The following is a 12,005-nucleotide window of genomic DNA, read 5'->3' on the forward strand; positions in this document are numbered from 1 at the left end:
GCCATCTTGTGTCAGGAGGATGATCTCCGCAAGAGATAGGGCTGGACCACGCCGAGCCCTCTCGCGGGCCGGCGTCTGATCTTGTGCAGATCGAACCCTTCGAGCCCTTCGGCCAGCGCGGAATCGACCAGGATCGTGCCCGGCCGGGCGATGGCGGTGAGCCGGGCGGCCAGGTTGACGGTGGTGCCGAAGACGTCGCCCATGGTGGGCAGGACCGGCCCGTACGCCAGGCCGACGCGCAGCTCGACGCCCGACTCGGCCAGGTCGAGCGCGATCCCCGCCGCCTGGGCCGGGCTCGGGGCGGTGAACAGCACCTCGTCGCCCAGCGTCTTGACCAGCCGGGCGCCGTGGGAGGCGACCACGTCGGAGGCCCGCGCCTCGAACCCCTCGACCAGCTCGGCCAGCTCCTTCTCGTCGAGCTCGCGGCTGCGCCTGGTGAACGAGACCAGGTCCGCGAACCCCACCGCCATCGTCACCCGAGTCGGCACCAGCTCGTCGCTGCCGTCGGCGATGGCCAGCAGCCGGGTGCCGGCGGCGGCGAGCTGGGCCCGCCAGACGTGGACCAGCACCTGCTCGAAGTCGGGCATCAGCACCTGCGCCGCTCCCAGCACCTTGGCCAGGTCGTCCTCCGAGGGCTCCGGCGGCAGCATCGCGCCGATCATGATCTCGGCCTGCCACTGCGCCAGCCGGGCCGTGGTCTGGCCGAGCGCGCGGGCCATGCGGATGACGGTCTGCTCGTCGAGCAGGCCGCCGTCGAGCATCCGGCGCACCCTGCGCAGCGCCGCCACGTCGGCCTCGGTGAACGCCACGGCGTCGTCGGCCCGCTGGGCGAACCCGAGCGCGCGCCAGATGCGCTCGGCCAGCTCCTGCGACACCCCGGCCCTGGCCGTGACCTGCTCATTGGTGAAGCGGGCCGGCGAGCCGACGAGCAGGCGTTCGATCTCTTCGGCGGTCGGCCGGGCGGGCGGGCGGCTCACGCGTCAGCGGCCGTCGAGCTCGCCGTCGGAGGCGTCCTCGACAAGCCTGAACAGGTCGGTGCGGACGTCCTGGATCTTGGGGATGTCACGCAGCACGATCTCGCCCCGGTCCCCCGCCGACTCGACGGTCAGCGTGCCGCAGCCGAGCAGGCGCTCCGGGAACGTCTGGTCGGAGCTGACCGTGTTGACCTTGGTGATCGGGATCTCGTCGGTCGACTTGTTGAGCACGCCGGTGCTGATCGTGAAGCGGTGGGTGGTGAGCACGTAGCCGGTGTTGACCCACCGCAGGTAGGGGACGAGCGACCAGATCGTCAGCAGGATGAGGCCGATGACGACGACGGCGATCCTGGCGTAGAACGCGTATTCCCAGCCGCCGGGGATTAAGAACATCGCCGCGCCCGCGGCCACGACGACGAGGACCAGCGCGAGGAAGGGGAGCACGAGCCGCTTCCAATGGGGATGGAAGGACCGGATGCGCCGCTCACCCTGCGTCAGATGATGGTCGGGAAGGGTCATGGCCAAATCGTGCCACCATCGCCGCGCGGCGGCTATGCTCCCGGCGGATCAGGTCAGTCCGCCGGGCGGACGTGCACCACGTCGCCCGCGCTCAGCGTGTAGCGCTCCCCCTCCGACTCCACCTGCAGGTGACCGAACCGGTCGATCCCCGTGGCCGTTCCGGTGACCGCCTGCCGGCCCGGCAGCTCGACCCTGACCTGCCGCCCGACCGTGGCGCTGGCCGCCAGGTACGCCGGGCGCAGCCCGCACGCCTCGGCGTCGCCCTTCGCGTCGGTCCACTCCCTGTAGTGGCTCTCGACCTCCCTGAGCACGCTCCTGAGCAGCGGGTCGCGGTCGAGGCAGGCCGCCTGCTCGATGCCCAGCGACGTGGCCGTCTCGACGGGCAGCTCCTCCGGCCTGAGCGAGACGTTCAGGCCCATGCCGACGACGACGCCGTCCTCCGCCCGCTCGGCCAGGATCCCGGCCAGCTTGCGCTCGCCGATCAGCAGGTCGTTGGGCCATTTGACGCGTACGTCCACCTCGGCCAGGCGGCGCAGGGCGGAGGCGGCGGCGACGCCGTACAGGAGTGTCAGCCAGCCCTGTGCGGTGGCCGGCACGTCCGGTTTGAGGAGGATGGAGAAGGTCAGGCCCGAGCGCGGCGGCGCCGTCCAGGTGCGGCCCAGCCGGCCGCGGCCCGCCAGCTGCGACTCCGCCACCAGCACCGTCCCCTCCGGGGCTCCGGCGTGGGCGGCCTCGGCCAGGTCGGCGTTGGTGGAGCCGGTGCTCTCCACGACGGTGATGCCGGTCCACAGCGAGCCGGGGCGGACCAGCGCGCGGTTGAGCGCCACCTCGGAGAGCGGCGGCCGGTCGAGGTCGGAGTAACGCGAGTCGGGCATCCCTCTATCTTTGCAGCCAGGAGGAAAATGGAGAGTTGGCATCTTGCCCTCCCTGAGGGGGAGGGGGTTCCAACCGTCACCAGTCGGCCTTCCTGCTTCACCGCCGGTCGCCCGCCCGAGAGGACTCTCGCTGAGGTCTTACACCAGCTCCACAGGCGTTTCAGCTCTCCGCCAGCCCGGCGGCGAGCACGTTTTTCGCGGCATTGACGTCCCGGTCATGCACCACGCCGCAGGCACACACCCACTCCCGGATGTTCAGCGGCATCGTGTCCTGCAGTGCCCCGCACACCGAGCACAGCTTGCTGGACGGGAACCAGCGATCCACCACCACCAGCGTGCGCCCATACCAGGCGGCCTTGTACTCCAGCATGAAACGCAGCTCCCGCCACGAGGCGTCGGAGACGGCCCGCGCCAGCGAACGGTTCTTGACCATGTTGCGGACGGTCAGGTCCTCTACGGCGATCACTTGGTTCTCGCGAACAAGCCGTGTGGTGACCTTGTGCAGGTGATCCCGCCTGCGATCGGCGATGCGAGCATAGACCCGGGCGACGCGAATCCGAGCTTTGGCCCGGTTTGCGCTGCCCTTGACCTTGCGGGCAAGCGCCCGCTGGGCCGTGGCCAGCTTACGCCGGTCGGCCCGCTCATGCCTCGGGTTGACGATCTTCTCGCCGGTGGAGAGCGTGGCCAGAGCCGTGATGCCCGCATCCACCCCGACCGACCGAGCGGCAGGAACCAGCGGGGCGATCTCCTCCTCCACCAGCAGGGACACGAACCAGCGCCCAGCCGCGTCCCTGGACACGGTCACCGTGGACGGCTTCGCACCTTGCGGCAGTGGGCGCGACCACACGATGTTCAACGGAGCGTCCATCTTGGCCAGAGTCAACCAGCCATCGCGCCAGCGGAAGGCCGAGCGGGTGTACTCCGCCGACAACCGCGACTTCTTCTTACTCTTGAAAGCGGGGTATTTGGCCCGCCTGGCGAAGAAGTTCGCGAACGCCGCCTGAAGGTGGCGCAGCGCCTACTGCAACGGGACGCAAGAGACCTGCGACAGGAAGTCGTAGTCGCCGCTGCGCTTCCACTCAGTCAGCCGCGCCGACGACTCCACATAGGAGACACGACGCCCTTCCAGGGTGTAGGCGCGAGTGCGCTCCTGCAACGCCTTGTTGTAGACAAGGCGGACGCAGCCGAACGTCCGGGCAAGCTCGTCGGCCTGGTCCGGAGTCGGGTAGAAGCGGTACCTGTAGGCCCGCTTCACGACCTGCGCCATGCCTCACATCATAACGCGAGATCGGCTAATTATCGTGTGTGTGTTCGAATCAGCGGTCCACCTGATGGCGAATCGCCTATCCCTGTCCTGCCCCGCAGGGGTCCGATTTCTCCCCGCCTAAGGGTGAGGATCTCCTTGGAGGTTTTCGATGAGCAAGCTCCTGGATCCGCGTAACTGGGCCTCTTGGCGACCGTTCGGCATCGGGCTGCGCAAGCCGAACAACTACCTGGAGCTGTGGAAGGCGTTCAGGTCGGTCAAGGGCAACCGGGGTTACGCGTGGCGGATACTCAACCAGGGCACCTGTGACGGGTGCGCGCTGGGCACCCACGGCATGCGCGACTGGACGATGGACGAGATCCATCTCTGCAACATCAGGCTGCGGCTGCTGCCGCTGAACACCATGCCCGCCCTGGACCCCACTCTTTTGCGGGATATTTCTGGACTTGTCGGTAAGAAGAGCGCCGAGCTTCGCGAGCTGGGGCGCCTGCCGTACCCCATGCTGCGCCGCGCGGGCGAGCCGGGCTTCACCCGGATCTCCTGGGACGAGGCGCTGGGCGTGGCCGCGGAGGGCCTGCGTGACGCCCGCTTCGGCGCCTACCTGACCAGCCGCGGCGTGCCCAACGAAAACTACTACGCGGCCCAGAAGGCCGTGCGCGCGCTCGGCACCAACAGCGTCGACAACGCCGCCAGGATCTGCCACTCGCCCTCCACGGTCGCGCTCAAGCAGACCGTCGGCGCGGCGGCCACGACCTGCTCGTACGCCGACTGGATCGGCTCCGATCTGATCGTCTTCATCGGCTCCAACCCGTCCAACAACCAGCCGGTCGCGATGAAGTACCTCTACCACGCCAAGAAGGCCGGCACCCGGATCGCGATGGTCAACGCCTATCGCGAGCCCGGCATGGACAAGTACTGGGTGCCGTCGAACGCCGAGTCCGCCCTGTTCGGCACGAAGATCACCGACGAGTTCTTCGGCGTGAACGTGGGCGGCGACATCGGCTTCCTCAACGGCGTGCTCAAGCACCTGATCGAGAACGACTGGGTGGACAAGGAGTTCGTCGGCCAGCGGACCACGGGCTTCGAGGAGCTGTGCGGGGAGCTCGCAGGGCAGTCGTGGGAGGAGCTGGAGGCGCTGTCCGGGGCCACCCGCGACGACATGCTCCGCCTGGCCACGCTGCTGGGCGAGGCCAGGTCGGCGGTGCTCGTGTGGTCGATGGGCGTCACGCAGCACACTTACGGCGAGGACAACGTCCGCTCGATCGTGAACCTGGCGCTGGCCAGGGGCTTCGTCGGTCGCGACAAGTGCGGGCTGATGCCGATCCGGGGGCACAGCGGCGTGCAGGGCGGGGCCGAGATGGGCGCGTACGCGACCGGCCTGCCCGGCGGGCTGCCGATCACGCCAGAGAACGCCGCAAAATTTACGGAGATGTGGGGGTTCGAGGTCCCGGCCACGCCCGGACTGACCGCGACCGACATGATCGACGCGGCCCACCGCGGCGACCTCGACGCCCTGGTGTCCAGCGGCGGCAACTTCCTGGAGGTCCTGCCCGACCCGGCCTACTGCCGCGAGGCCCTGTCGCGGCTGCGGCTGCGGGTGCACATCGACATCGTGCTGTCCTCGCAGATGCTGGTGCCGAGCGAGGGCGACGTGCTGCTGCTGCCCGCGCAGACCCGCTACGAGATGGTCGGCGGCGTTACCGAGACCTCCACCGAGCGCCGGATCATCTTCTCCCCCGAGGTCGAGGGGCCGCGCATCGGCGAGGCGTGGCCGGAGTGGAAGATCTTCACGGAGCTGGCCGCCCGCACAAACCCCGAAATTTCGGCAAAAGTCACCTTTACCGGCACGCCGCAGATCCGGGCCGAGATCGAGCGCGCCGTCCCCTTCTACCGCGGCATCGCGGACCTGCGGAAGTTCGGCGACAACGTCCAGTACGGCGGCCGCCACCTGTTCGCCGACGGCCGCTTCCAGACCCCCGACGGGCTGGGCCGCTTCAGCGCCGTCCGGCCTCCCGTGCTGAAGCGCCCCGACGGCTCCTTCATGGTGGCCACCAGGCGCGGCAAACAGTTCAACAGCATGGTCCACGAGCGCCGCGACGGCTTCAACGGCGCGATGCGCGAGGCCGTGCTGATGAGCGCGTACGACGCCGACCGCCTGGGCCTGCCCGACGGCGCCCCGGTCGAGCTGCGCTCCGGCGAGCGCGCCTACCGCGGCAAGATCCTGCGGGCTCCCCTCATGCCGGGCAACCTGCAGATCCACTGGCCGGAGGGCAACGTCCTGCTGGACGAGTCCCGCCGCTCCCCGGACGCGCGGATCCCCGACTACAACGCCCTCGTCACCGTGCGGCCGCTTTGACATCCTCCCTCGCCCAAAGCAAAGGCGGGGGATTCCAACCCGTCTCACGTGGAGAGGAGGACAGGTTGAGGTTCGCGGTGCACCGGCCCGGCAACCCGTGGCCCTTCCCGCGCAGACACGGCATGCCCTGCCGCCAACTGGATGTTCCTGGCCGCGTTCACATCTGCGTTGCCAGCGTATCCGCAGGATCGGCAGCGGAAGACGGCTTGGCTCTCGCGCGCCTTCGCGTCTACGATCCCGCACGCCGAGCACCGCTGACTCGTGAACGCGGGATTGACCCTCCCTACCCGGCCGGGAGCCTTCTGCTCCAGCCGCTCAACCAATCGCCCCCACCCCGCAGCCAGAATCGACCGGTTCAGCCCTGCCTTCTGGCGGACGCCACGACCCGGCGCGGCCAACGTGCCTTTGGCCGACCGGACCATGTTGCCGATCTTCAGTTCCTCGACGAGGATCATGTCGAACCGGCGGGCAAGACTGGTCGAGGTCTTCTCCACCCAGTCCGCGCGGCGGTCGCCCTCTCGCGCCTTCAGCTTGGCGATCGCGTGTTTGACTCTGCCGTGCCGGTGCGACCCGCGCCTGGCCCGAGCCAGCTTGCGCAGCAGCCGCCGAAGGCGCACGCTTTCCGCCTTTCGCAATCCGGGCGCCATGAGCATCTCACCCGTGGACAGCGCCGCCGAGACGGTCACACCCCGATCCAACCCCACCACCTCGCCGGTGCCAGGCGCGGGGAGCGGCTCGGGAACGGCAGCGAAGGCGACATGCCAGCGGCCTGCCGCGTCGCGGTTGATCCGATAGGACTTCACGCCTTCCGGCACGCACCGGGACCAGCGGAAGCGGACCCACCCCACCTTGGGAACCTTCGCCTCGCCCACCCGGCGGGAGATGCGCCGCACATCGCCCGCCTTGACGGCGACAACACGGAACCCCTCGCTCCGTCCACGCTTGCGCCAGGTTGGGCGACGGTGTGTGCCACCAAAGAAGTTGGCCATGGCCTGAGCGAAGTCCTTCAGCGCCTGCTGCTGTACCGTGACCGACCCACCGCGCAACCAGTCACACTCCGCCCGCGCGTGGGTGAGCTGGCGGCACTGCTCGGCGAACCCTGGCGCGCTCTTCCTGCCCGGCCGCCAATGAGCATGCTGCTCCACGGCCAAATTCCACACAAACCGGGCATGGGCGCAATGCTCCAACAGCGCCGCTTCCTGGGCGGGCGTGGGATGGAGCCGGTAACGGGACACGCCGATCAACTTACCGACCGTCACCGACAAAACCGGGAGACCGCAATGCCGGACCATGCCGCGTTTCCTCCCTGCCCGGATGGACAGGACATGCACTCTGTAGGCGCCTTGTGAACACCCGTCCTGGGCCCACCACGCGCATCAGGATCGTGGAGCTGTCCGGCGCCTCCTCCAGGGAGCGGCGCGACTACCTGGCCACCGAGGAGCCGCTGGAGATCCGGCTCACCGCGCCCGACGGCACGCGCAAGACCGTGGCCATCACCATGCGCACCCCCGGGCACGACTTCGAGCTGGCCGCCGGGTTCCTGCACGGCGAGGGGCTGGCCGGTCCCGGCGACATCGCCGCCATCGCGTACTGCACCGATGAGGACCTCCCGCCCGAGGCCCGCTACAACACGGTGACCGTGCGCCTGCGCGGCCCCATTCCCGACCTGCCCGCGCTGGATCGCCACTTCCTCACCTCCAGCGCGTGCGGCGTCTGCGGCTCGGCCAGCCTGGAGGCCCTGCACGACCGCTGCAAGCCTGTCCCCAGGGGCCTGCTCGCCCTCACCCCCGAACTCCTGTACGGGCTGCCGGAGGCGCTGCGCGCCGCCCAGGGCGGGTTCGGCAAGACCGGCGGCCTGCACGCGGCCGGGCTGTTCTCGGCCACGGGAACACTGGTGGCGGTGCGGGAGGACGTGGGACGCCACAACGCGGTCGACAAGCTGGTCGGCTGGGCAGGGCTGAGCGAGCGGCTGCCGCTGGCCGAGCACGTGCTCATGGTCAGCGGGCGGGCCAGCTACGAAATCATGCAGAAGGCACTGGCCGCCGGGATCCCGGCGGTGTGCGCGGTCTCGGCGCCGTCGTCGCTCGCGGTGGAGCTGGCCAGGGAGTTCGGCATCACGCTCGTGGGGTTCCTGCGCGGAGAGCGCTGCAACATCTATGCGGGACCGGAGCGGATAGCTATGGAATGAAGCATTCCGTTCTGCTATTCTGGAACAGAACAAACCGTTCCGCATGTTCCGGGAGTCCGTCATGAGCATCAGCCCCTTCCGCGTCGAGATCCCCCAGTCCGACCTCGACGACCTCCAGGCCCGTCTCGCCCTGACCCGCTTCACCCACGAGATCCCCGGCTCCGACCAGGGCGTCAGCGTCGAGCGGGTCAAGCGCCTGGTCGGCTACTGGCGTGACGGCTTCGACTGGCGCGCGCAGGAGGCCAGGCTCAACGCCCACCCGCAGTTCACCACCGAGATCGACGGGCAGAACATCCACTTCATCCACGTGCGCAACGACAACCCCGACGCCCTGGCGCTGATCCTCACCCACGGCTGGCCCGGCTCGATCGCCGAGTACCTCAACGCCATCGAGCCCCTGTCCCGCCACTTCCACCTGGTCATCCCGTCGGTCCCCGGCTACGGCTTCTCCGGCCCCGCCAACGAGCTGGGCTGGAACAACCAGCGCATCGCCAGGGCGTGGGCCGAGCTGATGGCCCGTCTCGGCTACACCCGCTACGGCGCGGTCGGCAACGACGGCGGCTCGATGATCTCGCCCGAGGTCGGCAGGATCGACCCGGACCACGTCGTGGGCGTGCACGTCACGCAGCTGTTCTCCTTCCCCTCCGGCGACCCGGCCGAGTTCGCCGGGCTGAGCGAGGAGGAGCAGGCGGGGCTGGCCGTGCTCGACTGGTTCTGGAAGGAGAAGGGCGCGTTCAACGTGCTGCACTCGCAGCAGCCGCAGACCCTCGCCCACGCCCTGGCCGACTCCCCCGCCGGGCTCCTGGGCTGGCTCGCCCAGCTCTTCGACGAGGACCTGGACGACGACTTCGTGCTCACCAGCGCCGCGATCTACTGGTTCACCGGGACCGCCGGCTCGGCGATCCGGCAGTACTGGGAGAACGCCCGCATGGAGCAGCCCAAGGAGCCCACCACCGTGCCGACCGCGCTGGCGATGGGCGAGGGCGACTTCAAGTCGATCCGCCGCTTCGCCGAGCGCGACCACGCCAACATCGTCTCCTGGAAGACGCTGCCGGCTCCGGCGCACGGCCACTACACCGCGCACACGGCGACGGAGGCCCTCACGTCCGACGTCATCGCCTTCTTCGAGGGCCTCCGCTAGACCGCCGGCTCAGCCGGTGTTCTGCAGGCCGGCGGCGACGCCGTTGACCGACAGGAGCAGGAGCGTGGACAGGCGTTCGCGCTCCTGCTCCGACGGGTTGCCGGTGCGCAGCGCGCGCAGGGCCCGCAGCTGGAGGTGGGAGAGCGCGTCCACGTACGGGTCGCGGAGCTGGACGGCGCGCGAGAGCACCTTCCGGTTCTCCAGCAGCCGCGTGTGGCCGGTGACCCGCAGCACCAGGTCGCGGGTCCGGTCGTACTCCTCCATTACCTGCCGGGCGAAGTCCTCCCGGCCGCCCAGCGCCAGGTAGCGCTTGGCGATCGAGCGGTCGGTCTTGGCCAGCGACATCTCGGCGTTGTCCAGCATCGCGTTGAACAGCGGCCACTCCGCGTACGCCGCCCGCAGCTCCTCCAGGGAGCCGACCGAGGCCAGGCCGGTGCCCAGGCCGTACCAGCCGGGCAGGTTGACCCGCGTCTGCGCCCACGCGAACACCCACGGGATCGCCCGCAGGTCGTCGAGCGAGCGCGGAGCGCCGAGCCCGCGGCGCGCCGGGCGCGAGCCCAGGCGCAGCGTGCCGATCTCCTCCAGCGGGCTGACCAGGCCGAACCACTCGGGGAAGCCCGGCGCCTCGGTCAACGCGCGGTAGGCCTGCTCCGACGCCGTGGCCACCTGCTCGGCCAGGCCCCGGAAACGCTCGGCGGCGGCCGCCGTGCGGGCGCCGACCATGGGCGAGGAGGCCATCAGCACGGCGTTGGCCACCTGCTCCAGGTGCCGGCGGGCGATGGCGATGTGGCCGTAGCGGGCGAAGATGACCTCACCCTGCTCGGTGACCTTGAACCGGCCGGCGACCGAGCCCGGCGCCTGGGCCAGCACCGCGCGGTTGGCCGGACCGCCACCGCGGCCCAGCGCGCCGCCGCGGCCGTGGAACATCCGCAGCTTCACGTCGTGCTTGGCGGCCCAGGCCGTCAGCTCCTCCTGCGCCTCGTAGAGCCGGAGCGTGGCGGCCGCGGGGCCGAGCTCCTTGGCCGAGTCGGAGTAGCCCAGCATGATCTCCATGCGCCGCCCGGTGGCCTCCAGGCGCTCCCGCATCGCCGGGATCTCGAGCATCCCGGTCAGCACCTCCGGCGAATTGGCCAGGTCCTGGCCCGACTCGAACAGCGGCACCACGTCGAGCACCGGCGCCCGCTCGCCGAGCGCGTGCCTGGCCAGCTCGTAGACGGCCGCGATGTCGTCGGCCGAGCGGGTGAAGGAGACCACGTAGCGGGAGCAGGCCGTGACCCCGAACCGCTCCTGGATCCAGGCGATCACCCGGATCGTGGCCAGCACCTCCTCGGTGCGCTCCGACAGCTCGCCGCCGGCCCTGATCTCCTCCAGGGCGGCCGCGTGCACCTGGGAGTGCTGGCGCACCTCCAGCTCGGCCAGGTGGAAGCCGAACGTCTCGACCTGCCAGATGAGGTGCTGCAGCTCCCCGTACGCCTGCCGCGGCGCCGAGGCGGCCAGCGACTCCTGCGCCAGGCGGAGGTCGTCCAGCAGCTCGGCCGGCGCGCGGTAGGCCAGGTCGAGGTCGCGGCGGCGGGTCGCGGCGATGCGCGCGGCCACGAACAGCAGCCACTGCCGGTGCGGCTCGCGCGGCGAGCGGGTGGCCAGCTCGGAGACCACGTCGGGGTAGGCGTCCACGGCCTCGGACAGCGCCGACTTGAGCGCGGACGAGGGCGCGGCGAGCTGGACCGAGGCGGTCAGCGTGCGGGCGATGCGCGTGCAGGCGGTCTCCAGGGCCGTCAGCACGTGCTCGGACTGGATCTGGATGGTCTCGCGGGTGACCCTGGCCGTGACGTTGGGGTTGCCGTCGCGGTCGCCGCCGATCCAGCTGCCGTACCGGATGAACGGCCTGGCCTGCGGCGGGCGCGTGCCGGTGCGCTCGTCGAGCGCGGCGTCCAGCGAGCGGTAGACCTGCGGCACCATGCGGAACAGCGTCTCGTCGAAGGCGGCCATCGCGGTGCGCACCTCGTCGAGCGGGTCGAGCTTGGTCGAGCGGAGCTGGGCCGTGCGCCACAGGAGGTCGATCTCCTCCAGCATGCGGCGCTTGTTCTCGGCGCGCTCGCTGGCGCCGCGGCCGGGTGAGTTGTACTCGGTGAGCTGGCCGCTGATGCGCTGGATGGCGGTGACGACCGCGCGCCTGCGTGCCTCGGTGGGGTGCGCGGTGAGCACCGGGTGCAGCTCCAGGCCCCCCAGCAGCTCGGTCACCCGCTCGTGACCCAGCTCCTGTACGGCCTGGGCCAGCGACTCCCGCTGGACCCTGCCCTCGGCGTCCCGCTCGCGTAGTGTGCGGATCCGGTAGTGTTCCTCGGCCAGGTTGGCCAGGTGGAAATAGCAGGTGAACGCGCGGGCGACCGCCACGGCCCGCTCGATCTCCCATTCGGCGACCATGGCGGTGATCTCGTCGGCCGAGACCTCGCCCTTACGTGCTGCGATGACGGCCTTGCGCAGCCGTTCGACGTCGGCCAGCAGGTCTTCGCCACCCTGTTCGGCGAGCACCTGGCCGAGCAGTTTGCCGAGCAGGCGCACATCGTGGCGTAGCTCGTCCGGCATCTCGGTAACGGCGGCGCTGCGACGCTCGAGCCCCTGGTCAATCATGTTTCGAAGGGTATCGAGTCGCTCCGGGAAGCCGTAGACCGGTCTCGCCCATTGGAC

8 protein-coding genes and 1 pseudogene are annotated in these 12,005 nt (G+C 70.1%); 3 read left to right on the forward strand and 6 right to left on the reverse strand.

What is annotated here, in order from left to right; all coding sequences use genetic code 11:
- Nucleotides 1-11: 11 nt before the first annotated feature.
- The 4 genes and pseudogenes from ACFKCF_RS11655 to ACFKCF_RS11670 form a co-directional block, all read right to left on the reverse strand.
- Entirely contained in the window at nucleotides 12-977 is a 966-nt protein-coding gene (locus ACFKCF_RS11655) for an adenylate cyclase regulatory domain-containing protein (protein ID WP_394493010.1), read from the reverse strand.
- Between the two features lie 3 nt (nucleotides 978-980).
- A complete protein-coding gene (locus tag ACFKCF_RS11660; RefSeq protein ID WP_394493011.1) occupies nucleotides 981-1,493 on the reverse strand; it encodes a PH domain-containing protein in 513 nt (170 codons plus the stop codon).
- 53 nt (nucleotides 1,494-1,546) lie between these two features.
- Nucleotides 1,547-2,368: a biotin--[acetyl-CoA-carboxylase] ligase gene (locus tag ACFKCF_RS11665; protein ID WP_394493012.1), complete on the reverse strand. Its 822-nt coding sequence runs from the start codon at nucleotides 2,366-2,368 to the stop codon at nucleotides 1,547-1,549.
- Nucleotides 2,369-2,442: 74 nt separating this feature from the next.
- A pseudogene (locus ACFKCF_RS11670) lies at nucleotides 2,443-3,635 on the reverse strand (RNA-guided endonuclease InsQ/TnpB family protein); the annotation flags it as partial.
- Nucleotides 3,636-3,783: 148 nt separating this feature from the next.
- On the opposite strand from ACFKCF_RS11670, the gene ACFKCF_RS11675 reads away from it, so the two are divergent.
- A complete protein-coding gene (locus tag ACFKCF_RS11675) occupies nucleotides 3,784-5,988 on the forward strand; it encodes an FdhF/YdeP family oxidoreductase (protein ID WP_394493013.1) in 2,205 nt (734 codons plus the stop codon).
- Between the two features lie 44 nt (nucleotides 5,989-6,032).
- On the opposite strand, the gene ACFKCF_RS11680 is transcribed toward ACFKCF_RS11675, so the two are convergent.
- Nucleotides 6,033-7,247 carry an RNA-guided endonuclease InsQ/TnpB family protein gene (locus ACFKCF_RS11680; RefSeq protein ID WP_394493014.1) on the reverse strand — a complete coding sequence of 405 codons (1,215 nt, stop codon included), beginning with the start codon at nucleotides 7,245-7,247 and terminating at the stop codon, nucleotides 6,033-6,035.
- 86 nt (nucleotides 7,248-7,333) lie between these two features.
- On the opposite strand from ACFKCF_RS11680, the gene fdhD reads away from it, so the two are divergent.
- Together fdhD and ACFKCF_RS11690 are read left to right on the forward strand one after the other, a co-directional pair.
- Nucleotides 7,334-8,176: a formate dehydrogenase accessory sulfurtransferase FdhD gene (gene fdhD / locus ACFKCF_RS11685; RefSeq protein ID WP_394493015.1), complete on the forward strand. Its 843-nt coding sequence runs from the start codon at nucleotides 7,334-7,336 to the stop codon at nucleotides 8,174-8,176.
- Nucleotides 8,177-8,237: 61 nt separating this feature from the next.
- On the forward strand, nucleotides 8,238-9,317 hold the full coding sequence (locus ACFKCF_RS11690) for an epoxide hydrolase family protein (RefSeq protein ID WP_394493016.1): 1,080 nt from the start codon (nucleotides 8,238-8,240) through the stop codon (nucleotides 9,315-9,317).
- A gap of 9 nt (nucleotides 9,318-9,326) precedes the next feature.
- Here ACFKCF_RS11690 and ACFKCF_RS11695 read toward each other — a convergent pair whose 3' ends face one another.
- On the reverse strand, nucleotides 9,327-11,948 hold the full coding sequence (locus ACFKCF_RS11695; protein WP_394493017.1) for a phosphoenolpyruvate carboxylase: 2,622 nt from the start codon (nucleotides 11,946-11,948) through the stop codon (nucleotides 9,327-9,329).
- Between the last annotated feature and the right edge of the window lie 57 nt (nucleotides 11,949-12,005).

Origin of the sequence: Nonomuraea sp. JJY05, assembly GCF_043496855.1 — a bacterium.
GTDB lineage: Bacteria > Actinomycetota > Actinomycetes > Streptosporangiales > Streptosporangiaceae > Nonomuraea.